Source organism: Pedobacter sp. N23S346, assembly GCF_048515415.1.
Lineage (GTDB): Bacteria > Bacteroidota > Bacteroidia > Sphingobacteriales > Sphingobacteriaceae > Pedobacter.
The window spans coordinates 1-23918 of record NZ_JBLYEE010000001.1; the positions used below are offsets into that span (position 1 = coordinate 1).

Here is a 23918-nt window from a genome sequence, read left to right on the forward strand (position 1 = left end):
GCCACCTTGATCTTTTTCCCCTTCCTTTCGGTTGGGAGTGCAAAGGTAGAAATCTTTTCCCAACTTCCAAATAAAATCTGGTTTTATTTTTTTAGCTGGTATTTCCTATTTTGCCTTTCAATTTGCCGGCCTTTCAACCAGCTCCCATTCCTTCCGAAGCGGGATGCAAAGATAGCAAAAATTACAACCACTGCAAATGGGAAGGCAGATAAAATGAAGGCGAAATCATAAGCCACTGGGAATCATTATAGAAAAAGTTAAAATTATTAAAACTTTTTTGGAAAAGAGGGTTTACGGGAGGTTGGTTAGGAGGTTATAGGGTTAGAAAGTATGTGGAGACGCAAATCCACGATTCACCTTCCGCTTTTGGACCATATAGACATAGAGAACATATAGGGCTTGGAGTGAAAGGTTGATTTTTGATGGGTAAGTTGAAGAATAGAGATTTATAGCTTGGGATGATTCATGCTTTCGCAGGATGGTGAGCATAAGTTGACACCTTATTTATAGGTGAGAATAAAAATTAAATTAAGCAGCGACCCCGGCTGTGCGGCATTAAGCAGAACGAAAGCCTGTAATGCTTACCTTGGAGATGACAGCAAAGGGTAATAATCTGTAATATATAGAAGTATTTTGCAGCTATATTATAGCGATCGCTATAAACACCCAACAAGGCCAAACCACTGTTTCTTCGTTCTGCGCCTAGACCGGCATGGTCAATTTTTCGGGATGGCACTGACCTAGCTCACTTACTGACTTGGACAGAAAAACGGCGCAGCCCTCATGAATGCAATTAAAAACATAAAACTATATGAATAATTGCGAGCCGGCAACTTTGCTTCTTTGGTTGCCTAAAGAAGAGAGCCCGTCCGGCTAGGACGAGATAAATCTAATGCATATAGCGATCGCATTAAGATTGCTTCATGCCTTGCAAAGATGGAAATAGGGCATAAATAATAAGAATAGCGATCGCTGCAAAACCTAACAAGACCAAACCACTGTTTCTTCGTTACGCCCCTAGACCTGCATGATCAATTTTTCGGGGTGGCACTGTCCTAGCTTAACAGCTGACTTTAACAGAAAAACGGCGCAGCACTCATGAATACCATTAAAAATATAAAAACTATATGAATAATTGCGAGCCGGCACTTTTGGGTTTTCACATGTGTTTATTAGTTATTTTGTGTTCAAGCTAGCTTCACTGGTCTTTTGGTTGCCAAAAGAAGATAAGCCCCTCCCGCTAGGACAAGAATAAAATTTCCTGCAACCTCATACAACTTATTGCTATAATCAATAGCTTAGTTAAATGCTAAGAATATCTCGTTGGGGAAATGATTTATTAGGCCTATTATTTCCAAATCTTTGTAATGCCTGCGGAACAAGTTTGTTCCATAGCGAAAATCTAATTTGCACGAAATGCTTATTTGATCTTCCTTTTACAGATTATCATCTATACCAGGAGAACAGGGTAATTAAACAACTATGGGGAAGAGTGCCATTAAATGCCGCCATGGCTATGCTTTACTTCAGAAAGGGTGCAAAGGCTCAAAAACTCATCCATAGTTTAAAATATAATGGAAGAACAGATGTCGGCATCCTATTAGGAACAATGATCGGAGAGCGGTTAAGCGTTAGTCCGCATTATTCGGATATCGATTTCATCATCCCTGTACCCTTGCACAAACGGAAATTGCGATCGAGGGGCTATAATCAAAGTAGCTTTATTGCAGATGGCATTGCAACAAGGATGAGTCTTCCATCTGATGAAAGTATTTTGATTCGATCGGTTTCCACAGAAAGCCAGACCAAAAAAACGCGATTCAGCAGATATGAAAATATGAAAGCGGTTTTCAGCATAGTAAAAAATGATCAAATTATAGGCAAACATATCTTATTGGTGGACGATGTGATTACCACTGGTGCTACCTTAGAATCTTGTGCGAACGTTTTATTAGATCATGGCGCCCTAAAAGTTAGTATCGCTGCTGTCGCTTTCGCAGAATAATTTTCCCATATTTACATCATGCGCCTAAGTATTGGATGGGGTTTCCTGCTATGTTTTATAATTTCAGCTTGCAGTAAGCACGAACAAGTGACAGCAGACCCTACCGTTCAACTGATTTTCGACAAAGACAGCGTATTATTTGATACCATTTTCACGACTCAGGGTTCGATAACGAAACGCATAAAAATCAAAAATGATCACCGCCATGCCGTAACCATTTCAGAAATTAAACTAGCTGGCTCAGGCGATTCACCTTACCGTATTAACATCAATGGCGTGAACACAAATAGCGCAACTAACGTTCCGATTGGAGGCAAAGACTCCCTTAATATTTTTGTTAAAGTAACCATTAACCCAAATTTAAAAAACCTTCCCTTTCTGGTTCAGGATTCAATTATCTTAAATACCAACGGCAACAGGCAAGTCATTCAATTATCAGCCTACGGACAAAATGCTATTTATATGATTAATCAAACGATTACTCAAAATACTACCTGGAATAGTAACCTGCCCTATATTATAAATGGTTCATTAACGGTAAAAAATGGTTCATCTCTGAATATTCTCCCTGGCACGAAAGTTTACTTCCATAAAGATGCCAGCCTGAACATTGAAGGAAACCTAAATATCACAGGCGCACTTAATCAGCCCGTATTACTTTGTAGCGATAGATTGGAAAACGCATATACCAATGAACCTGGCCAGTGGAAGGGTTTATACCTTTCGCGAACCGGGAATGCTATAATTCAAAATGCCATTATTAAAAATGCATCTGTGGGCATTACTTCCGATTCGTTATCACTCAACGGCAAACCCAAGCTATTATTAAGCAATACCATTATAAAAAATATGCAGGTAGCGGCCTACATTGGCTATCATTCAGAATTATCTGCCTTTAACAACTTAATCTATAATTGCGGAAACTATATAATATATGCCATTGGCGGCGGAAATTATAACTTAAAACAAAACACCTTCGCAGGTTATAATTATAATTTCCCAAGGAAAACCGCAGCGTTGACCTTCTCAGACTATTTATCCTCTGGCAATTACAATCCCCTTAATTTAAATCTAACAAACAATATAATTTGGGGGAACTTAAATAACGAACTGGAAATCCAACAGAAAACCACTGCTCTTTCACAAATAAGTGTGTGGAATAACTTGATAAAGTCGTCTGGAAATACCTTTAACCTTAATAATAACATCCTTAACGTCGATCCGGGGTTTATTTCTAACGAGTTAGAAAATTTTGAGTTAGCAGATAATAGTATTACCCTAAAAAAAGGAATAAATTTAACTACTGATGCAAACTTCAGCAGCTATCTACAAAAAGACATGAAAGAGAAAAAAAGAACTTTCCCCTCTGCATTAGGCTGTTACGAAAAAAATTAACCTTTTCTTAACTTTATGAAAACTATTAATCGTTCATCATGTTATTATACCGAGAGCGTTAATTTAGATGGTAAGGGTCGATATTTCTTTTTAGGATATCGGCCCTTTACTTTATAAGCAGGTATAAGTAAATCGAATCATTCTGCATTCGATCATTCAAAATTAAATCATTCACTAATTCAATCCTTCACTAATTTAATCCCTCCCTAATTCAATCAATAAAAAAAAGAGCTTTACAAATTAATGCAAAGCTCCGTATTGTTTATCCTTAAAGGTGTTTGGTACTATTTATATAAAGGAAAGGCACTTACCAATTTGATCACTTCTTCTTTCACCGCATTAAGATTGGCTTCATCCTCTGGGTTGGTTAAAACCTGATCGATTAAATCAACAATCTTTTCCATTTCCGTTTCTTTTAAACCACGGGTGGTAATTGCCGCTGTACCTACACGAATTCCTGAAGTAACAAATGGAGATTTATCATCAAAAGGAACCATATTTTTATTCACTGTAATTTCAGCTTTCTCCAAAGCATTCTCTGCAACTTTTCCAGTAATGTTTTTATTTCTTAAGTCGATTAACATCAGGTGATTATCAGTACCTCCGGAAATAATGCCATAACCCTTAGCCACAAAAGCTTTTGCCATTGCCTGCGCATTTGCTGCTACCTGCTTAATATAGGTACCATACTCTTCAGTTAGGGCCTCACCAAAAGCAATTGCTTTAGCCGCAATAATATGCTCTAAAGGTCCGCCTTGTGTACCAGGGAAAACAGCCATGTCCAACAAATTGCTCATCATACGCGTTTCGCCTTTCGGTGTTTTTAATCCCCAAGGGTTTTCGAAATCCTTACCCATCATAATCATTCCACCACGTGGACCACGTAAAGTTTTGTGTGTAGTAGTGGTTACAATGTGGCAATGCGGAAGTGGATTTGCCAATAAACCTTTTGCAATCAAACCTGCAGGGTGAGAAATATCAGCTAAAACCAAAGCGCCAATTTTATCTGCTACGGAACGGATAAAAGCATAATCCCATTCACGAGAATAAGCCGAAGCACCACAGATAATTAATTTTGGTTTTTCTGCTAAAGCAACTTCCTCTAGTTTTTTATAATCGATTAATCCGGTCTCTCTTTCTACACCATAAAATAACGGCTGATAAAGTTTACCAGAAAAGTTTACCGGCGAACCATGTGTTAAATGACCACCATGAGAAAGATCGAATCCTAAAATTTTATCTCCAGCCTGCAACACAGCAAGCATTACTGCTGCATTTGCTTGTGCACCCGAATGCGGCTGAACATTAACCCACGCTGCACCAAATAATTCTTTTGCCCTATCGATGGCAATTTGCTCCACCACATCAACCACCTGGCAACCGCCATAATAGCGTTTCCCTGGTAAGCCTTCAGCATATTTGTTAGTTAAAACTGAACCAGCAGCTTCCATCACTTGCTTGCTTACGAAGTTTTCTGATGCAATAAGTTCTAAACCATGTTCCTGGCGGTTTAATTCCTTATCAATAAGTTCAAAGATTTTGGTATCGCGTATCATCCTATTTAGGTTTGTATTTTTTTGGCAAAAGTAAGCAATTAATCCTTAAAGCAGAGATGAATATGCGTGAATTACAGGATAAATGTTTAATCATAAAAAGACAAGAGTTCTGCTGTAAAGCCTATCTGTACCCTGTGCTAGTTCTGTGGTAAAAACATAAACTGAGGCAATCCTAAAGAAATCGCTGTACTCAGCACCCAGTCTTGATACTTGATACTAAATACTTGATACTATAAAGAAAAAAATTTAACCCCAAAGAACATAGAGAAAGGCACAAAGAAACAGAGTTTGCAGTAAAACAAATATTTGCTCTACTTGCAAACGCTACGCCCTGAGGCAAAACTACAAATTGAGGTAACTTAACACAATCATGTATGTCTGCGCCCAATCTTGATACTTGATACTAACTACTTAATACTAGAAAGAAAAAATTTAACCACAAAGAACACAGAGAAAGCAAAAAGAACGCAGGGTTTGCAGTGAAGCCTATTTTTCTTCTAAGGATTTTTATATAAATTTCACCTCCCTGTCTTGATACTTGATACTAAATACTTCCTACTCTAAAACTCCCCGTTCTCGAACCCAGTCTTGATACTTGATACTAAATACTTACTACTCTAACTAAAACCCTTCCCCACCCAATCTTGATACCTAATACTCACTACCTGATACTAAAATTATTGTATCCACTTCCAATCGTAATCTCTACAACCTGTTGCTGCAGCATTTCTAGAATCGCCAGGAAATTATAAACGAAATGAACCTTATTATCAGAATTTTTCAACACCAGCGCAAAATCAATTTCCTTATTTATGTTTAATAAATTCGCGATAAAATGTTTTTGCTGCTCAATGGTATAAGGATACTGAACTACCGTATGTTTCACCTCTTCACTTCGCAGCTCATATTTCTGCATCGTGCGTTGATAAACCATTAACAATTTATATAAGTCTAATGATAAAAGCTCATCCTGATGGGTAGAACTTTCTGCCGCTAACGTAAGATCGTATTCAATATTCCCCCTACGTTCCTGTTTCATCCGGGCTTCTTCAAAAACTTTCATTTCTTCCGCAGCAGACTTAAACTGTTTATAGGCAATCAATCGTGCAATCAGGTCTTGCTCAGGATTAATTTCATTTCCAGATTCATCAACTTCTATTCTTGGCAGCAGCATTTTTGATTTAATGCGCATTAGCGTAGCGGCCACTAAAATAAATTCACTTGCTACTTCAACATTCACAGAAAGAAGCTGGTGAATATAAGCCAGAAAGTCGTTGGTAATTTTTGCAATTTCCACATCCTGAATGTTTAATTCATCACGTTCGATGAAAAATAATAGAAGATCGAATGGACCTTCGAACACCGGAAGTTTGATCTCAAAAATCTCTGATTGCATTTCTAAAAACAAACATAACGAATTTTATACTAAAGGTTTAGGCATTCCTTAAAGGTTTACCAAAACAAGCCCGACTGACATTCAGCGGATTGATTGTTTTTTTACATGAATATTAGAACAAAAATACCTTACTTTGTATCTTGTTTTTACCTAAAAATCTGAATGCAAGTTAAAGCTGGCCCCCTATTATCTAAAATTAACTATCCCGCTGATTTAAAGCAGTATAGCGAGTCTGACTTAGAACAAATAAGCCAGGAGTTACGTCAGTATATTATAGACGTAGTGAGTGTAAACGGTGGTCACTTTGGCTCCAGTTTAGGTGTTGTTGAATTAACCGTTGCTTTGCATTATGCATTAAATACCCCATACGACAAGCTGGTTTGGGATGTTGGACACCAGGCTTACGGACATAAAATCCTTACCGGCCGTAGAGAATTATTTCACACCAACCGGATTTACAAAGGTATTAGTGGCTTTCCAAAAATTTCAGAAAGTGAATACGATACCTTTGGCGTAGGCCATTCATCCACCTCTATTTCTGCCGCACTGGGCATGGCTGTAGCTTCGCAGTTAAAAGGCGAAACGAACAGACAACATGTGGCCGTAATTGGCGATGGCGCGATGACGGCCGGTCTGGCATTCGAAGGTTTAAACCACGCCGGAATAGAGAACAGCAATGTGCTTGTGATCTTAAACGACAACTGCATGTCGATTGATCCCAACGTTGGCGCATTAAAAGAATATTTAACCAGCATTACCATATCAAAATCTTATAACCGCTTTCGTGACGACATTTCTAATGTGCTCGTTGGCCTATCCAAATTAGGACCCAATGCACATAAGTATGTAAAGAAAATCGAGAAAAGTATCAAAGGAACACTGCTTAAACAAAGTAATTTATTCGAGGCACTTAACTTCCGGTATTTTGGTCCAGTAGATGGGCACGATGTAACCCGTTTAGCGCAAACCATTAAAGATTTATCTGCTATTCCAGGACCAAAATTACTGCATTGCATTACCGTAAAAGGTAAGGGCTTTGCACTGGCAGAAAAAGACCAGACCATCTGGCATGCACCAGGTCTCTTTGATAAAATTACCGGGGAGATTAAAAAAAGTGTTCCAGATAAACCTCAGCCACCAAAATACCAGGATGTATTTGGACATACCATGGTAGAATTGGCTGTCGCGAATGATAAAATTGTGGGGATCACCCCAGCCATGCCATCTGGTTCCTCATTAAACATCATGATGAAGGCCATGCCAACGCGTGCTTTCGATGTAGGCATCGCTGAGCAACATGCAGTAACATTCTCTGCGGGCTTGGCTACACAAGGATTGGTTCCTTTTTGTAATATCTACTCAAGTTTTATGCAAAGGGCTTATGATCAGGTAATTCACGATGTGGCCATCCAAAAGCTTAATGTTGTTTTCTGTTTAGATAGAGCAGGTTTAGCTGGCGCAGATGGCGCAACCCACCATGGCGCATACGATATTGCCTATATGCGTTGCATTCCAAACCTGATTATTTCTTCGCCAATGAATGAAGAAGAATTAAGGAACCTGATGTTTACCGCTCAGCAAGATAATGTAGGTCCTTTCGTAATTCGTTACCCACGTGGAAATGGGGTAATGCCCGATTGGAAAAGACCTTTCAAAGCATTGGAAATTGGCAAAGGCCGGAAAATCTGCGATGGGGATGAAGTAGCCCTATTAACCATTGGCCACGTAGGTAATTTCGCTGTAGAGGCACGTTCAGAATTAAGTAGCGAAGGCATCTATCCTGCTCATTACGATTTACGCTTTGTAAAACCATTGGATGAGCAAATGCTTCATGAGGTTTTCTCTAAATACAAACATATAATAACTGTCGAAGATGGATCATTGCCGGGCGGTGTAGGTTCTGCAATTTTAGAATTTATGGCCGATCATCAATATAATTCAAACGTCATTCGTCTGGGCATCCCAGATCAGTTTATAGATCATGGTGAACAACCAGAACTATGGGCAGAATGCGGTTATGATAAAGACGCAATCGTTCGGACCGTAAAAAAAGTAGGAGTGAAGCGAACAACCAACACCATGGTGGGATAAAATTAGTATTAAATTTTATTGAGTTTTAAATTTTAAAAACCTGAATCAGATAGATATTTACTGCCTTTTATATACTGATTTGTTAGCATTTAGTAAAAGTAAATTAAAGCGCTAATTTAATTCATTACCACAGATTGGTACACTACTTTTCCAAGCTATGTGTTCTCTATACCTATATGGTCCGACACAAAAGCGCTAACTTAATTCATTACCACAGATTGGTACACTACATTTATTTCCCTTTTCCAAGCTATATGTTCTCTATGCCTATATGGTCCGACACAAAAGCGCTAACTTAATTCATTACCACAGATTGGTACACTACATTTCCAAGCTATATGTTCTCTATGCCTATATGGTCCGACACAAAAGCGCTAACTTAATTCATTACCACAGATTGGCACACTACTTTTCCAAGCTATATGTTCTCTATGCCTATATGGTCCGACACAAATCGACAAGATTCTATCTTCAAAAAATTTAACTTCTATCGGTACACCTACCGATAAATAAAAGCGTTGGGTAATTGGCGCTCCAAAATGCGCAGCATTCTTGAACACCGCTAAAAACAATATTAACTGTGAAAAATTACCATGCTTCCGCGGCACAGAGCGGGAAAATATTTTAACAATTATAATTGTGTTAACACGATAGTCCTCTGGAGGGGTACCCAAAGAGGATGGTAAATAAAAAAATAACCGCTTAAATAACATTTTAACGCATATTATTAATCGATTTCATGCTAATAAATAATCGAAAGTATACAATAAAAAAAGCTCGAGCTGAAAAACAGATCGAGCTTTTTTATTAAAATATATTCTATTTAAAAAGCATTCTCTTCACCTTTGGCCATATTAATGGCCGTCATAAAGATAATTTTAACATCCAATGCGGCGGTCCAGTTTTCCAGGTACCAGATATCATGTTCAACCCTTTTCACCATTTTATAATCTTCCTTGGTCTCTCCACGGTAACCGTTTACCTGTGCCCAACCCGTTATTCCAGGTTTAAGGAAATGGCGTACCATAAACTGATCCACAATACCTTTATATTGTTCGGTATGGCTTAACATATGTGGTCTTGGCCCAACCACACTCATATGCCCCATAAATACATTAAAAAATTGTGGCAATTCATCTAAGCTAGATTTTCTTAAGAACTTACCAATCGGTGTGATACGGTCATCATCCTTACTTGCTTGTCTCTTGTCACTATCGGCATTCATCCGCATACTGCGAAATTTAAAACAATAGAAAGGTTCATCATCGCGACCGCTTCTCAATTGTTTAAACAATACCGGGCCTTTACTTTGCAATTTAATCAACAAGGCAATTATCGGATACAACCAGCTCAATACAAATAAAATGATCAAACCACTAAATACCACGTCAATCAGGCGCTTTTTAAAACGATTATGAATTTTTTCTAAAGGCTCTGTCCGGAGGGAAATTACTGGAAATTCATTACCCAGATAACTCACCGTGTAAGGAGACAATAAGGCCCCGCTAATGTCTGGAATAAATTTTAGGCGTACACATTGGCGCTCTGCTTCCTCAGTCAGAATTAGCATATCACTCATCCGCTCCGGCGCAATAGTTACATAAATATCCTTAATGCCTTTTTCAACCGCCAATTCGAACTGTTTCCCTACTGCACTGCTCAACCGCCCGTCACGTTCCAGGTAATGATCAGGCACATCAGGGATAAAGCCATGAAATTCAATATATTTCTGTTTTTCAAAATAACTTGCCAATTGCGTACCGGTAGCATTGTTGCCCATAATCGCAACAGATTTTACACCACGCAAATGATTAAATAACAAAAACTGAAAAGAAGTACCAATAAAACGGTTTACTAGAAAAAGAATTCCTAGGGCACCATAAAACACCACCAGAAACGACCTGGAAAATTCATTTTGTTTTGAGAAAAATAGATAAACAGAAAACAAAATCGCATGTAAAAGCACACTCCGCCAGGTCCCTCTGTAAATCCGTTCAATTCTCCTGGAGCCATATTCTGTATACAACCCGAAAGAAGTAGTAGAAACAATCCAGAGCAGACTACAAACCACCACATAATGCCACTGCAATTCGGCATCAACGCTCTTACCTAAGTAGCTGGTAAACTGATAGGAGAAAAAGTAAACTGCCAGGACCATTAAAAGGTCTGTTATCGGCAGAATATATTTTAGGATGTATAGGTAACGTGTTTGCATAAAAATTTTTGAGCGCCAACAACTAAGTTTGATAAATGTTTTGCAAAATTAACAAAAATAATGCCTCTTATACCAGGTTGCTGTTAACTTTGGTTATTATGTATACTAATTGCACACATTTAACTCACAATAAAGTTACGCTTTTTCATCTGACATGAAATAGGAAGATCCGTTCTTTACCATATTAGTAGAACAATACCCAAATCCAGTAGATCAAAAAAAGGCTTATCTGTTATGATAAGCCTTTATAATTTATGAATATTGATCTCCAAACCTGGCAACCATTTCTTTAGAGACGCCTATAATCTCTTGCTCTTCCGATTTTGGGTAAATCAGCAAAACCTTTTCATCATCTACCACAATAAAATTCTTTAATCTCAATCACCGCCGCTGTTTACCTTTTAGCAAATTAATAATGCAATTACGGGTATCATTCAAGTGAATGTGTACCGAATTGTATACATTCTGGCTTTCATCTTTTTCTGCAATAGCATGTAAGGATGCCCAGGTACCTAAATCAGACCAACCAATATCTAAAGGAATGGTACAAATATTATTTGTTTTTTTGAAAATCGTAGAATCAATCTATTCCAGTTCTCTAACTAAAATAATAGCCAAAAGATCATATAATGGAGGTACAACTTAATTGTTTATAATTATTTATCCTAATTAGTAAAGCCCACTTTTCTGACAGTCTTCAAACCAATCCAGAAGTGCTTCTTTTAAACTAAATTGAAGAACATAAGGCGATTTACTTAGTTTTTCTCCAGAAATATTCGTAGAAATCATGAGTTTCTTCACCCGATCTGGATGAATACCTGCTATTTTCTTGCCTAATAATCTTCCACCAGTATAAGCACTTCTGGCAGCAGACTTTAATGCCCATCCTGGCACCAAAACCTTGGGCACTTTAACGCCAGTCGCTTCTGCCATGGTTTCACAAATACGTTCGATAGTAGGGGCAGGGAAATAGGTTAAATTGAAAGTAACCACACCAGGCTTTTCCTGCTGAGCAGTTTCAAATAAAATTCTGACTACATCTTTAACATATACAGAGGCCTTAATGGTGTCTTTTCTTCCAGGATAAAAAAAGAATCCCTTTTTCATGGATTCGTATAATCTGGTGAAATTTCCGCCTTCCTGTTTACCGAATACTACCCCTGGCCGAACGATCACCAGTTTACGGTTTAACGGATCTTCCGCTTGCCATAACTTATGGATATATTCTGCAGTTAATTTCGAAATGCCATATGGGGTATTGGGCATAGGCAAGGTATCTTCGGTTTTGTAGTCTTCTGATGCACCATAAGGGGCAATGGAACTTGTAAATACAATGGTTTGAATGTTATTCTTCCTCGCAAAATCACAAACATTTTGTGCACCATAGATATTGGCTTCAAAATATTCATGATCAGGATGCCCGGGTGTGGTATGTACAGCGGCCAGGTTGTAGATAACGCTGTTAGCCACATCCGGTAAATTTAGATCAATAGTTTTTCTAATATCAAGTTCCGTAAAACCATCACTCACTTTCTTTCTGATATCAAAACTATAAACTTCATCAGCCAAAGCCAGGGTTTCAATAACGTAACGTTTGAGGTGTGTGCCGATAAATCCGGATCCTCCAAATATGATGTGATTCATTTTTTTATTTTACTTTATTCCGATGTATTCCACACCTTTAAATATGCATAAATATAAAGAAAAATGTCAGGCTGTTTCGATGAGTTTTTTTTAAAATATCAAAGCCTGATTATTTTGCTTTAGTTTTTAGTCCAATAATAGCTGGAAAATACCTATTCCAGAGTATCATTACTGGCACTAAGATTAATATTGTAATGGCAGCAACAAAAATATTAAAGTATAAGTTTGTTTCATAAATCGACATTGGATACTTAAGCATGTAGTATGTAACAGCCTTAATAATAGTAAATCCAAAAGCATGAAACGCAAGTATAATAATGGTATTCTTAGCGATGTATTCTATAACAAAGAGTTTCCCCAATCCTTCACTTATTAAATAAGATACTAGTAAACAAAGTATCACCCCTAGTAGAGCATTGAATATAAATAATGGATAATTATTGTATGCTAATGCCAGCATATCTACTCTACCATTTAAAGTAGACAGGTATATAAATACTAAAAGCAAGAATATCGTTAAGATGCCCAAGGTAAGTTTAGGACTCCTTAGTAATCTATCTATACCTGGCTTAAATAAATTCGCTAATCCATAAAAAACAATTGCTGTAAAAGCAGTATCTACACCCCATGGCAAATTAATTTTTATAAATTTATAATCCAGAAAACCGACCGCAAGGAAGCAACAAAGCAATAACACAGATACTATTTTGGTCTTATTCCTGAAAAAAATAAAATAAAGAGTCTCTACCATAAAAAGGCATGGCAAAAACCATAATACAGCGTCATGAATTAAAAATTTGTTGTTACCATTACCATAAAAAATACCTATTATAGGTTTATAAAGTTTTATGTCTTGCGTAGAATCAAGACCAAACTTCCGGCCTACAAATAGCCAGAATATGTAGGTAATGACATTGAATATCAGGTAAGGAATTATGAGTTGCTTACCCCGCTTGATGATGAAATCTATTACCGACATATCCTTTTTAAAAGAGAATAAGTAACCAGAGATTGCAAAAAAAAGGGGCATATGGAACGCATATATCGAATTTTTAATGTCTTGCGGTAATTCTAAATGTCCTAATACCATCAGATAGATACCAATAAACTTAGCATAATCTAAAAAATGTACTCTTTGTTCTCTATTAACGATGGAAGCCATTTTAATATTATTTATTATTCGAAAGTTGTTTACGATACTATCAAGATTATTTAAAACTCAAAGGATCCGCTACATCCCTACTTTAATATACTATCCATTAAAAATTCTAACTAGTATATTTATTTTAAATGTATTTAGCTTTAGCAAGGTCTTTGCTGTAAATGAATGGAAATAATCCTGAGATACTTAGCTTTCCGTAATATATCTATCAAGATAAATTTTCAAAAGGGTAATTACCTCCATAGCTATGTTTCACTATTATTTAATTCATAAACTAAATAATTTTCTCCTACCCCAGCTTTTTTCCCTGCTTCTATATCCGTTTTATTATCTCCAATCAGGACAGAGTTAGGAAGATCTAAATCAAATTCAGCTTTTGCACTCAAAATCATCCCTGGCATTGGTTTTCGGCAACTACAAGGGCCATCGAAATCTGGGTGGTGAGGACAATGGTAAACCTTTGCGATCTCAATATGTTGGTCCAGAAACTTTTGAACCATCCACGCTGTTAGGCTATAAAAATCACCTTCCGTGTAATAACCACGTGCAATACCAGACTGATTCGTAACTACAATAATTAAAAAACCCTGATCCTGGTAATGCTTCGCAATTTTAAAAATTTCATCTGTAAAAAAAAAGTTTTCAATCTTATACACATAGCCATGATCAATATTAATAACCCCATCTCTATCTAGAAAAAGTGCCTTATTCATTCTTTGTGTTTATTTTTGCAATTAATTTCGTTGAACTGTAACCATCAATAAATTCAATCGTTTGTACCTCACCGCCATCTGCCAAAACTTCCTTAGCGCCGACAATTGTATCAATGGAGTAATCGGCTCCTTTCACAAGGACGTCAGGCTTTACTTGCATTATTAATGCCAACGGCGTATCCTCGTTAAAGACTATCACTCCGCTTACATAAAACAAGGAAGCTAGCATTAATAGGCGGCTATATTCGGCATTTATAGGCCTATTTTCACCCTTTAGCCTCTTAACCGATATATCCGAATTAACTCCGATTATCAGTTTTGTACCTAACGAAGCCGCTTTCATTAGATAGCTCAAGTGGCCAATATGCAATAAGTCAAAAACACCATTGGTGAATACAATTTTCTGCCCTTCTGATTTCCACAATGCTGATTTTAATGCAATTTCATCAGGTGAAAATATCTTTTCTTTTGCTAATAATTCCAGTGTGTCTATCATTTGTTAATCAAAATTATTGTCAACAGCCGTACAAATCATATGGCCAATCAGAATATGAACTTCTTGAATTCTGGCTGTAACATCCGATGGAACAACAATATTTAGATCCGATAGCTCATTCATTGCGCCTCCGTCTCTGCCCGATAATCCAATGATGTAGCAACCCTGTTCTTTACCTCTTTCGAACGCCTTTAAAACATTAGTACTATTTCCGCTGGTTGAGATACCAATTAGTACATCACCTTCACTAGCCAATCCCTCTACCTGACGCTCAAAAACCCTATCATAGCCATAGTCGTTTCCAATAGCCGTAAGAGCCGAAGTGTCTGTGGTGAGTGCGATTGCAGGCAATGACCGGCGTTCTTTCAAAAACCTCCCTGTGAATTCGGCAGCAATATGTTGAGCGTCACCCGCGCTTCCACCATTTCCAAAAAGCAGAATTTTTTTTCCTTTTTTAAGTTGACTAATGATCAATTCACTCGCCCGGTGTATTTTTTGGGTAAGTTGCATTTCTGAACGATCAATAACTTCTTTGTGTTCCGCAAATATGGATTTAATAACTTCTTCCATTAGTAATATATATTATCAATTAAATAATTTTTAACGTAATCATACACACCACTTTCAAGTGTATAAAATTCTTCGTTATAACCAACAGAATGCAGTTTTTTCATGTTTGCTTCTGTAAAATACTGGTATTTATCCCTGATATCAATTGGCATGTCTATAAATTCAATTTTCGGCTCGATTCCTAAACCTTTGAAAGTAGCTTTAACCAAATCTTCAAATGATCTGGCTTTACCAGTTCCTAAATTATAAAGTCCGTTATTGTCAACAGACCAATTTTCAGCTAACATTTCGTTGGTCATCCATAGAATAACTTTGAGCAAATCTTTAACATAAACGAAATCTCTAAGCTGTTCTCCATCTGCATATCCTTCTTTATGACTTTTGAATAGTTTAACAAGCCCGGAATCATTTATCTGATTAAAAGAATGCCAGATAACACTTGCCATTCTTCCTTTATGATACTCGTTAGGCCCATATATATTAAAAAACTTTAAACCTGTCCAAAAGGTTGGGCTCGAAGGCTGCTTTAGTGCCCACTTATCAAATTCATTTTTACTAATTCCGTATGGATTAAGCGGCTTTAACTCTTCTACCACTTGATGATCGTCATTGTACCCAAGTTCACCATCGCCGTATGTGGCCGCTGAAGATGCATAAATTAAAGGGATCTGTTTTTCAGTACAAAAATTCCAGATAAACTGCGAATAATCGACATTTAATTCCTGATGAATACTGTAGTCAAACTCAGTAGTGTCTGTTCTTGCACCTAAATGGATAATTAAGTCTACACTCAATGTTGTCTCTGCTAGAAAATCTTTGAGTTCTTTACGCTCAATGCAAGCTACCCTTTCTTTATTTTCCCAATTTTTACGCTTACTTTCATGCCCAAAATCATCGACCAGGATAAGATTTGTATATCCATTGTCATTCAGATGTTGTGCCATACAAGAACCAATGAAACCTGCTGCTCCTGTAAGTATAATTGTATTGTCTTTCGTCATTTTTATGATTTTAAGGTAGTTTCTTTGTTCATAATTTCTTCCAAAGTGGCCGTTGCGCTACCAACTTTATTTACAACAACAGCCGCTGCATGATTTGCAAATGCACAGGCGTCGTGCAACGAATTATTGTTTGCTAATGCAATACCTAAAGATGCTAATACTGTATCGCCGGCTCCTGTAACATCCACAACATCGATGGCAACAGTTGGGATTATGTTGAGAACATCATGTGAAAAATAAGCAATTCCATCCTCTGAAAGCGTAATAATCACGTGATCACAGTCGGTAATTTCCTGTAATTTTTGACATGCAAGTTTTAAGCTTTCTTGATCTTTTATATTGATGCCAGTAGCCATGATCGCCTCTTTCTTATTTGGCTTTATGATGCCTACCCCTCTATATTTGGAAAAATCTAATCCTTTTGGGTCTAATATAGTAACCTTACCGTGTTTTTTGCACTTTTCAAAAATCTGAGTTAACAATTCCTTTGTCAACAATCCTTTATTGTAATCGGATATTAAGATGATATCAAAAAGCGGAATTTTACTATCCAAAAGCGGAAGAAATTTTTCAACTTCGGCAGATGATATCAGTTCAGTGTTTTCTTTATCTAGCCGAATTAACTGATGCTTAGCAGCTAGTACTCTCGATTTTATTGTTGTACACCTTGCTTTACTCCTTACTAGGCCATTTCCTAATAAACCATTATTAACCAGTTCACTTTGAATAAAATCAGCTTCCTGGTCATCGCCAACAATGGAAATTATATCTGCATAACAGCCCATAGCCTGCAAATTCTGTAATACGTTTCCCGCACCACCTAATGTCTGTTCTTCCCTTTGCACTTCAACCACTGGCACTGGTGCTTCAGGAGAGATTCTATTGCAATCTCCGTAAATATAATGGTCGATCATTAAATCACCAATCACTAAAACTTTTTTATTATTAATTTCCATTTTTTTATTCAAAGAACTCATTTACCCAATTATTAATGTAATACTTTTCAAAAGCTGCAGATTTACCTCTTATCGATTCAACATCTTGTACCGCTTTTTCTGAAATTTCAGTAATAGATTTTTCATCTGTTAAATCTTGTAGAATAAGAATGTTATAAGCATTGTAGAAGTCGGCTTGTTCAATATAAGGGTTCGTTGTTATCAAAACAGCACCTGACGCAAGCACTTCGAAAGTACGCATCGTTAATCCGGTTTGACCAAAACGTTGTATATCCAAAACACTTCTTGAGGCTTTGAAAATCGTTGCCACCTCAGCCCTGCTAATCTTCTTGAAACTTACATCTGATATTGATATAGGCTTAAATTCTTTCTTAGTAAGTTTTTCAAAATAGAAAAACCACCTGGCCGGCATATAATAAAATACGAAAGTATGTTTGAAATAACTGAAAAGCTTTTTCATTACAGAAAACCTGTTTGAATGCAAGGTACCTACAAAGGAGATATCATGTTTCTTTTGTGGAATTTCTCCTTCGAACAAAAATTCATCAGTAAAAAAAAGGTGCTTCTGTTTCAGAATAGGAAACTTCTTCACATCTTCAAAATCAAAACTAAAGCACTTATCAAAATGTTGAAGTATAAAAATCGAGTTTTTATTATTATTATTAATGGAGTCGTAGGTATAATAAATTAGTTTCGCATTTGGGTTTTTCTCCTTAAAATTTTCGATAAAACTAATAGGCACAACCTCACCCTTTATGATGAAAAGATAGTCATGCTTTTTATGAGCTAACTTCTCTTCCACTGATTTATAATAACTACTGATCTGCTTATTTAAAAGATCTTTCTTTATTCGGAAAATAGCTTTCGAAAATGAATTATTAGATGGTCGTTCATCAATATAATCCACCGAATAGCCATTAAACTCTAAAGCTTTAGTAATTGCAATTTCATATCCAAAAAATGCTGGACAAATAAATAAAACAGAACCTTTAAACATATTATTTGAATAGTCCTTTTTCTTTCATTTCTGTAATCGAGTTCTCATACTTATCAGCATTTACCTCCTGTGTGTTTACCCACATTGCAAAGTTCTTTATGCCATCCTTAAAAGATACCTTCGGCTCAAAACCTAAAGTATTTTTTATTTTAGTTAAATCTGCAAAATTATGTCGTATATCACCAAGACGATAATTTCCAGAAATTTTAACTGGTACTTCTTTTCCGTAGTTTGCTAATAACTCAGAGACAACAGTATTCACTTCTGTCGGAATACCGGTCCCAACATTAAAAACATGGCCATTTGCAGCATCATTTTCTATTCCTAGAATAGTTGCATCAACTACATCATCGATATATACAAAATCACGGGTTTCTTTACCATCCTCAAAAACATTAATGGCCTTATCATTTTTTATTAGTGTAGAAAATATAGATAAAATACCAGTATATGGATTAGATAACGACTGGCCAGGACCATAAACATTTTGGTATCTAAACGCTACTGGAGCAATTCCGATAGTGGGACAAACAGTCATAATCATCTGTTCTTGATTTTGTTTAGTAATACCGTAAACGGATGATGGATGTATTTTCGAATCTTCATCTGTAGCTACAAGCTGCAAAGGTTGCAAAACATCTGGGTATTTAACTTCGAAATCACCGCTCTTCATATCTGAATCTTCACGATGTTTAGGATAAACATCACCAAATTCTTCTGAATAATATTTTCCTTCGCCATATATTGATCTCGATGAAGCGATTACAATCTTTTTAACATTATTGTCTTTGTTTGCGAGTAAATCTAATAATATCGCCGTACCCCCAATATTCACATTAGCGTATTGTTCAATCTGATACATAGACTGGCCCGTACCTGTTTCAGCAGCATAATGAACAATAACATCCTGATCAACAATTGCCGCCTCAACATCAGTCCGAGAGGTAACCGTGCCTTCGATAAATTTAACTTTTCCGATTATGCTTTGATATAGCGGACTGGTGTGAATTGGATCATCGCCATGTATCTGTTTAGATAAGTTATCCAATACAGTTACATTATAGCCTTTATCAATTAATTTAAGTGCTAAGTTAGAGCCTATAAAGCCAGCACCGCCTGTTATTAGTATATTTTTCATTAGTTCTTATATATTTCTTTAATCTTTACAAAAATAAACCATTTTTATCGGTTTTCTGCCACGTTTTAGTTTCCGCATTATATCGCTTAATTATTTTAGCAGGTGCTCCTACTATTACACAGAAATCAGGGAACTCTCCTCGAACAACAGATCCGGCTCCAACAATACATTGTTTACCAAGAATTGTTCCTGCCTGAATCGAGGCCCCATAGCCTATGAAACAATTTTCACCGATATCCGTCTTCTTAACTAAGTACTCTTGATCGAGAATATGTTTGGATAATTCCCTATAATTATGATCAATATTAGTTACAAATACATTACCTAAAATCGTTGTATTTTTTCCAATTTTTAACAGCTCTTTAGCACTAGTGATATGGAAATTTTGCTGAATAGAGACATTATTGTCGATCAAGATGCTTCCTCCATAGTGTGTTTCAATCCGCAAACCTGGAAATATTCTAACTCTGTTTCGAATTGTCACCCTCCAACCTCCATATACATAAATTACTCCTCCTAGGTATGAAATTGGAGCAATCTTTGGAATCAACAATCTCAAAAAAACAGTTTTTATAAACCAGTAGTATTTAAACAACATAGGTCACATTATTAATTTCACTTAATATTTCTAAAACAGGTTGATAAACTTCTTGAACTTCTATCTCTTTGATACAAGCACTAGTTCCTAGCTTACAAAAGCTTTTGTGACATGGTTTACATTCCAGATTATGTGATACAATCCGCAGTATTCGAGCTCCCTTTGGAGTAACGAACCTAGGATCAACATTTCCAAAAATCTCAACGGTAGGAACCGAAAAGGCCCCAGCGATATGAGCGGCACTACTATCGTTACAAATAACTATTGAACAAATACTTATCAAAAGAACATATTCATTTAATTTTTTATTAATAACTAAATAATTCACCTCATTGTTACCTAAAATTTCTTCTAGCTGCATAACCGTGTTTCTCTCGCCAGGTCCTTCGAAAATTAAGAACTTGAATTTTCCTGCAGTAGAAGAAACTCTTAGAATTAATTCAGCATATTTTTTAACATCCCACTCTTTGATTCGTTGACTTGCTCCAGGATGAAGACCAATGATTACGTAGTCTTTTAGATCATTAGCCTTACTGAAATCATCCCGATATGCTAAGTCCTTTTGGTTTAAATGTAGTACAGGTTTTTTTTCGTAATCATAAATATCACATCCTAACTGATTTAGAAAATATAACCATTCATCACTATAACTTTCAATTTCGGGATTAGGCTCAATTATATCTGTTAGCATATATTCTCCTCCAGAATAATTAAAACTAACTTTTCTTTTAGATTTTATAAAGTTCATGAAAAAGATATTTCTCCAATCACCTCTAAAGTCAATGGCTAAATCATAGTGTATCTTGTTAAGATTGAATATTCCAGATATAAAATTGAAAATTAAATTAAAAGACTTTTTCTTCGCTTGCCAAGGGCTTTCAGTAATAAAAAAATTATCAACCAAGTTCTGATTTTCTAAAATGACTTTAACATGATTCCCACAAACGATAGAAATTTTGGCGTTAGGAAAATTTCGTCTTAAAACGGTTAAGGCAGGTAGCATCATGATAGTATCGCCAATCATCATCATGCCTATGATTATTATGTTTGCAACATCTTCCTTTACAACTTTTGGCTGTACTATTCTATTCTTAGGTGAAAAATATAGTAGTTTAAAAAAATTGTCTATTTTCTTCAATTTTAATAACTTCTCTGAATCGAATTTCCCCATTATATTAAATAATTACGTACTTGTTAATATTTTTTTTCTTTTTACCCTAAGCAATAGATAAAATATAAAAAAGGAAGGCAACCAATAAATACTAATACTATAGAAAGTTGTGAAAAGCTGTGCAGTACTGGAAAACATAAAGTAAACCATAAAAAATACCACGTATCCATTCCTGTTTGCGGCTAAATTATTCAAAATGATTTTCATTTTCCTAATTATATATCCGGAGAAAAATGCAGTAAAAAAGGGCAAAAAAACCACACCAAACCACCCAAAACTTACATATCCCCAAAGGGCAGGGCTTAATCGAAGGCCACCTGATGATATTTCAGAAACATCTTTCGTTTCATTTAATATCCTAAGTGTGTAGATACCAGGATTCCATTCAAAATTAAATGGAATTAATCCCCCGATAAAAGTCAAACCATAAGTATAATGTGCCCCGGAATTAAGGAACGCTGAAAGAAAACCAAGTTGATCGGGGATATCTGGCGCCCCTAGAGCAATAGCCTCGAAAAAATTATCTCCTGTGGCAATTCCTTCCAATCCGCTTAAATTAGGAAAAAAATATCCGATTATGTAGACGATCCCACTTCCAACACTGAATGTTATAAATACTAAAACAAGGAATGTCCAAAAAGGAAGATTACTCTTTTTTAACGCCACGATGATTGAAATTGCCGTTAAAACTCCTAAAGCTACCGCTCCCCTATTCAAACTTAACACTATCAGGATAATTGCTACCAATACTAAAATAATATCCTTTAATTTCTTGTTTAAAAAAATTTCTAATATTTTCAAAGGCATCAAAAACTCTATCAATTGTCTAGCCGTTCTATATATAAATGCAACTCTCTGATAAGGAGCCTGATACTGTCCCTTAAAAAACTTTGCCATGTAAGGATTTTCGGAAAATAAAGGTATAAAACCCATAGCCATATAGCTAATTATCACTCCAATAATGCCAATTAAAAAAATTCTATTCGATATTCTGATAATTTTATTAATCCGTTCATCATCAAAATAGAGTGTCTTTAGAAACTGAAATTTTATTACGTTATCAACAACGGTAAGATTCTTCCACTTGTAACCCAAAATCAATCCGCCTATAAAAGATATACAGCCTATAATATTAATTTTAGCGTACAATGCCCAAATTTCAGCATTTGAGTAATTTTCAAAATTTAAGACGAAGATTGGTATGACATATGCCACTACGCACAAGCCTATACTCATGTGATTAAAAATATTCTTTTTATTAAACCAAATTAAATACGTACCGATTAGGTAAGTACTTAACGAAAGGCCTACCAATATTTTTTCTGTCATTCTATAAATTTTCGATGAAATTACATTTTAAAACCGTCAATCATAGCCTTTTTTAAAACTTCTTTCTGCGACTTGTCGTACATAAAATATCTAATTAATCTAGTTACAATAGTGTAAGTAAGCGCTATGGACTGAACAGCAATGTTATAATTTTTCTTAATGAAATAGATTCTATTTCTGTTCTGATAGTAAATAGAAAAGTTCGAACTTCCTCCGCCCGTACTTATGGCAACCTTATGATATACCTCTAATTCCGCTTTTAAAAAAATTTTATATTTATATTTAAGGCAACGAGCAATAAAATCAGTATCATCATAATAAACGAAGTAACTCTCATCCATTAAACCTACCGTCTCAAATACAGACTTATTAATTAGCATAAAGCATGTTGGCGAATAATTATAGTACCCATCTAAATTATATTTTTCGGAGTCTTCATCATTTTCACCACGGTGAGAGGTATATCCACGATACTTTAAAATATCTCCTCCAGCCATCCATATTATTCTAGTATCGTGATATAATATTTTCGGAACAATCAACGACTGATTTTCATTAATAGCACAATTAATCAATTTTTCTAATAGATGCGGCTGAGATATTTTTATATCATTATTCAGAAGAAGTACAAATTCACATCCAGAATGAATTGCTAGCGTTATACCCTGATTATTGCCTCGTGCGACACCATCATTGTTTTTATTTTTTATATGAGTAATCACATGTTCTACGCCAAATTTCGCCCCAAGTTCGGCTATAATTTTATCCGTAGTGTCTGATGGTGAATTATCAATTATATAAAGATGATAGTTCTGATAGCTTTGAATCGAAAGACTTTCGAAGAAATCAAATAGAACTTCATCGCTATTATATAACACTGTAACTAATCCAAGCTTTGCCATTTATTTATTTTTAATAACTTTTTCCCAAACTTTTGTCTCCATATTAAATCTCTTGATAACCTTTGCAGGGCTTCCTACCGCAATGCAATAGTCTGGAATATCTTTAGTAACAACCGAATTCGCTCCAACTACACTATTTTTTCCCACATTTGCTCCTATAATGCAAACGTTTTCGCCAATCCAACAGCCCTCACCTAATTTCATGGAGTTAAGTTGTTTAATTGGTTGACTCATAATCGGGATGTTTATATTATCATATCCATGAAGGTTATCTGAAATATAAACTTTGTCAGCAATCAAAACATTTGCCTCTATTGTTATTTTAGAGGTGCAGTAAATATGACTGAAATTTCCGATGTAAGTCCCGTTACCAATGGTCAAAAAAGAGGTCTCATTTGTTAGAGGATTCGCGGCTAACCATGCATACTTTCCAATTCGAACATAGTCACCCAAGTACATGTTATTGGGTTTTTCTAAAGTAATAAAACCAAATAAACGCGATCGCCGTCCCAGTTTACCAAACACAAGTTTATAATACCAATAACTTGTTAAGTAGTATAAAATGCTTTTAACCTTTTCCATA

Annotated in this window: 22 protein-coding genes; 4 read left to right on the top strand and 18 right to left on the bottom strand. The window is 35.9% G+C overall.

What is annotated here, in order from left to right:
* The 3 genes from ACN1CD_RS00005 to ACN1CD_RS00015 form a co-directional block, all read left to right on the top strand.
* A partial coding sequence (locus ACN1CD_RS00005; protein WP_419128183.1) for a hypothetical protein occupies window positions 1–231 on the top strand: 231 nt, incomplete at its 5' end.
* Window positions 232–1306: 1075 nt separating this feature from the next.
* Window positions 1307–2005 (top strand): ComF family protein, encoded by a 699-nt coding sequence (locus ACN1CD_RS00010; protein WP_419128184.1) that lies wholly within the window; start codon window positions 1307–1309, stop codon window positions 2003–2005.
* Between the two features lie 18 nt (window positions 2006–2023).
* Window positions 2024–3400, top strand: a complete 1377-nt coding sequence (locus ACN1CD_RS00015; protein ID WP_419128185.1) for a hypothetical protein — start codon at window positions 2024–2026, stop codon at window positions 3398–3400.
* 284 nt (window positions 3401–3684) lie between these two features.
* Here ACN1CD_RS00015 and glyA read toward each other — a convergent pair whose 3' ends face one another.
* The gene (glyA, locus tag ACN1CD_RS00020) at window positions 3685–4956 is read right to left on the bottom strand and encodes a serine hydroxymethyltransferase (protein ID WP_419128186.1); all 1272 of its coding nucleotides are present in this window, start codon (window positions 4954–4956) and stop codon (window positions 3685–3687) included.
* A gap of 661 nt (window positions 4957–5617) precedes the next feature.
* Window positions 5618–6352 carry a segregation and condensation protein A gene (locus ACN1CD_RS00025; RefSeq protein ID WP_419128187.1) on the bottom strand — a complete coding sequence of 245 codons (735 nt, stop codon included), beginning with the start codon at window positions 6350–6352 and terminating at the stop codon, window positions 5618–5620.
* 162 nt (window positions 6353–6514) lie between these two features.
* Between ACN1CD_RS00025 and dxs the strand changes: the two genes are divergently transcribed.
* The gene (gene dxs, locus ACN1CD_RS00030) at window positions 6515–8443 is read left to right on the top strand and encodes a 1-deoxy-D-xylulose-5-phosphate synthase (protein WP_419128189.1); all 1929 of its coding nucleotides are present in this window, start codon (window positions 6515–6517) and stop codon (window positions 8441–8443) included.
* An 823-nt stretch (window positions 8444–9266) separates the two neighbouring features.
* Here the strand turns inward: dxs and ACN1CD_RS00035 are convergent.
* The 16 genes from ACN1CD_RS00035 to ACN1CD_RS00110 all read right to left on the bottom strand — a co-directional run bounded on the left by ACN1CD_RS00035 (window position 9267) and on the right by ACN1CD_RS00110 (window position 23917).
* Window positions 9267–10658, bottom strand: coding sequence for an undecaprenyl-phosphate glucose phosphotransferase (locus ACN1CD_RS00035; RefSeq protein ID WP_419128190.1), 1392 nt, complete (start codon window positions 10656–10658; stop codon window positions 9267–9269).
* Window positions 10659–10910: 252 nt separating this feature from the next.
* A complete protein-coding gene (locus ACN1CD_RS00040) occupies window positions 10911–11039 on the bottom strand; it encodes a hypothetical protein (protein WP_419128191.1) in 129 nt (42 codons plus the stop codon).
* Window positions 11040–11327: 288 nt separating this feature from the next.
* Window positions 11328–12302: an NAD-dependent epimerase/dehydratase family protein gene (locus tag ACN1CD_RS00045; RefSeq protein WP_419128192.1), complete on the bottom strand. Its 975-nt coding sequence runs from the start codon at window positions 12300–12302 to the stop codon at window positions 11328–11330.
* Between the two features lie 109 nt (window positions 12303–12411).
* Window positions 12412–13464, bottom strand: a complete 1053-nt coding sequence (locus ACN1CD_RS00050; protein ID WP_419128193.1) for an acyltransferase family protein — start codon at window positions 13462–13464, stop codon at window positions 12412–12414.
* Between the two features lie 245 nt (window positions 13465–13709).
* On the bottom strand, window positions 13710–14177 hold the full coding sequence (locus tag ACN1CD_RS00055) for a D-glycero-alpha-D-manno-heptose-1,7-bisphosphate 7-phosphatase (RefSeq protein ID WP_419128194.1): 468 nt from the start codon (window positions 14175–14177) through the stop codon (window positions 13710–13712).
* Entirely contained in the window at window positions 14170–14673 is a 504-nt protein-coding gene (gene rfaE2 / locus ACN1CD_RS00060; protein WP_419128195.1) for a D-glycero-beta-D-manno-heptose 1-phosphate adenylyltransferase, read from the bottom strand. The genes ACN1CD_RS00055 and rfaE2 overlap by 8 nt, the downstream gene beginning before the upstream one ends.
* A gap of 3 nt (window positions 14674–14676) precedes the next feature.
* On the bottom strand, window positions 14677–15243 hold the full coding sequence (gene gmhA / locus ACN1CD_RS00065; RefSeq protein ID WP_419128196.1) for a D-sedoheptulose 7-phosphate isomerase: 567 nt from the start codon (window positions 15241–15243) through the stop codon (window positions 14677–14679).
* Window positions 15243–16244 carry an ADP-glyceromanno-heptose 6-epimerase gene (gene rfaD, locus ACN1CD_RS00070; protein ID WP_419128197.1) on the bottom strand — a complete coding sequence of 334 codons (1002 nt, stop codon included), beginning with the start codon at window positions 16242–16244 and terminating at the stop codon, window positions 15243–15245. Before rfaD ends, gmhA begins: the two co-directional genes overlap by 1 nt.
* Window positions 16245–16246: 2 nt before the next feature.
* Window positions 16247–17200 carry a D-glycero-beta-D-manno-heptose-7-phosphate kinase gene (rfaE1, locus tag ACN1CD_RS00075; RefSeq protein ID WP_419128199.1) on the bottom strand — a complete coding sequence of 318 codons (954 nt, stop codon included), beginning with the start codon at window positions 17198–17200 and terminating at the stop codon, window positions 16247–16249.
* Between the two features lie 4 nt (window positions 17201–17204).
* Window positions 17205–18197, bottom strand: coding sequence for a glycosyltransferase family protein (locus ACN1CD_RS00080; protein ID WP_419128200.1), 993 nt, complete (start codon window positions 18195–18197; stop codon window positions 17205–17207).
* A 1-nt stretch (window position 18198) separates the two neighbouring features.
* Window positions 18199–19335, bottom strand: a complete 1137-nt coding sequence (locus ACN1CD_RS00085; protein WP_419128201.1) for an NAD-dependent epimerase/dehydratase family protein — start codon at window positions 19333–19335, stop codon at window positions 18199–18201.
* A gap of 25 nt (window positions 19336–19360) precedes the next feature.
* Window positions 19361–19933, bottom strand: a complete 573-nt coding sequence (locus ACN1CD_RS00090) for an acyltransferase (RefSeq protein ID WP_419128202.1) — start codon at window positions 19931–19933, stop codon at window positions 19361–19363.
* Window positions 19923–21071, bottom strand: coding sequence for a glycosyltransferase family 9 protein (locus tag ACN1CD_RS00095; protein ID WP_419128203.1), 1149 nt, complete (start codon window positions 21069–21071; stop codon window positions 19923–19925). The genes ACN1CD_RS00090 and ACN1CD_RS00095 overlap by 11 nt, the downstream gene beginning before the upstream one ends.
* A 45-nt stretch (window positions 21072–21116) precedes the next feature.
* Window positions 21117–22433, bottom strand: a complete 1317-nt coding sequence (locus ACN1CD_RS00100) for an O-antigen polymerase (RefSeq protein ID WP_419128204.1) — start codon at window positions 22431–22433, stop codon at window positions 21117–21119.
* A 20-nt stretch (window positions 22434–22453) separates the two neighbouring features.
* Complete coding sequence (locus tag ACN1CD_RS00105) at window positions 22454–23335, bottom strand: glycosyltransferase family 2 protein (RefSeq protein ID WP_419128205.1); 882 nt, start codon at window positions 23333–23335, stop codon at window positions 22454–22456.
* Window positions 23336–23917 carry an acyltransferase gene (locus ACN1CD_RS00110; protein WP_419128206.1) on the bottom strand — a complete coding sequence of 194 codons (582 nt, stop codon included), beginning with the start codon at window positions 23915–23917 and terminating at the stop codon, window positions 23336–23338.
* Window position 23918: the final 1 nt, after the last annotated feature.

What these genes read in the sequence shown, in the direction of transcription:
- ACN1CD_RS00010 (WP_419128184.1), top strand. Translation starts at nt 1,307, where the DNA reads ATGCTAAGAATATCTCGTTGGGGAAATGATTTATTAGGCCTATTATTT.
- ACN1CD_RS00015 (WP_419128185.1), top strand. Translation starts at nt 2,024, where the DNA reads ATGCGCCTAAGTATTGGATGGGGTTTCCTGCTATGTTTTATAATTTCA.
- glyA (WP_419128186.1), bottom strand. Translation starts at nt 4,956, where the DNA reads ATGATACGCGATACCAAAATCTTTGAACTTATTGATAAGGAATTAAAC.
- ACN1CD_RS00025 (WP_419128187.1), bottom strand. Translation starts at nt 6,352, where the DNA reads ATGCAATCAGAGATTTTTGAGATCAAACTTCCGGTGTTCGAAGGTCCA.
- dxs (WP_419128189.1), top strand. Translation starts at nt 6,515, where the DNA reads ATGCAAGTTAAAGCTGGCCCCCTATTATCTAAAATTAACTATCCCGCT.
- ACN1CD_RS00035 (WP_419128190.1), bottom strand. Translation starts at nt 10,658, where the DNA reads ATGCAAACACGTTACCTATACATCCTAAAATATATTCTGCCGATAACA.
- ACN1CD_RS00045 (WP_419128192.1), bottom strand. Translation starts at nt 12,302, where the DNA reads ATGAATCACATCATATTTGGAGGATCCGGATTTATCGGCACACACCTC.
- ACN1CD_RS00050 (WP_419128193.1), bottom strand. Translation starts at nt 13,464, where the DNA reads ATGGCTTCCATCGTTAATAGAGAACAAAGAGTACATTTTTTAGATTAT.
- ACN1CD_RS00055 (WP_419128194.1), bottom strand. Translation starts at nt 14,177, where the DNA reads ATGAATAAGGCACTTTTTCTAGATAGAGATGGGGTTATTAATATTGAT.
- rfaE2 (WP_419128195.1), bottom strand. Translation starts at nt 14,673, where the DNA reads ATGATAGACACACTGGAATTATTAGCAAAAGAAAAGATATTTTCACCT.
- gmhA (WP_419128196.1), bottom strand. Translation starts at nt 15,243, where the DNA reads ATGGAAGAAGTTATTAAATCCATATTTGCGGAACACAAAGAAGTTATT.
- rfaD (WP_419128197.1), bottom strand. Translation starts at nt 16,244, where the DNA reads ATGACGAAAGACAATACAATTATACTTACAGGAGCAGCAGGTTTCATT.
- rfaE1 (WP_419128199.1), bottom strand. Translation starts at nt 17,200, where the DNA reads ATGGAAATTAATAATAAAAAAGTTTTAGTGATTGGTGATTTAATGATC.
- ACN1CD_RS00080 (WP_419128200.1), bottom strand. Translation starts at nt 18,197, where the DNA reads ATGTTTAAAGGTTCTGTTTTATTTATTTGTCCAGCATTTTTTGGATAT.
- ACN1CD_RS00085 (WP_419128201.1), bottom strand. Translation starts at nt 19,335, where the DNA reads ATGAAAAATATACTAATAACAGGCGGTGCTGGCTTTATAGGCTCTAAC.
- ACN1CD_RS00090 (WP_419128202.1), bottom strand. Translation starts at nt 19,933, where the DNA reads ATGTTGTTTAAATACTACTGGTTTATAAAAACTGTTTTTTTGAGATTG.
- ACN1CD_RS00100 (WP_419128204.1), bottom strand. Translation starts at nt 22,433, where the DNA reads ATGACAGAAAAAATATTGGTAGGCCTTTCGTTAAGTACTTACCTAATC.
- ACN1CD_RS00105 (WP_419128205.1), bottom strand. Translation starts at nt 23,335, where the DNA reads ATGGCAAAGCTTGGATTAGTTACAGTGTTATATAATAGCGATGAAGTT.
- ACN1CD_RS00110 (WP_419128206.1), bottom strand. Translation starts at nt 23,917, where the DNA reads ATGGAAAAGGTTAAAAGCATTTTATACTACTTAACAAGTTATTGGTAT.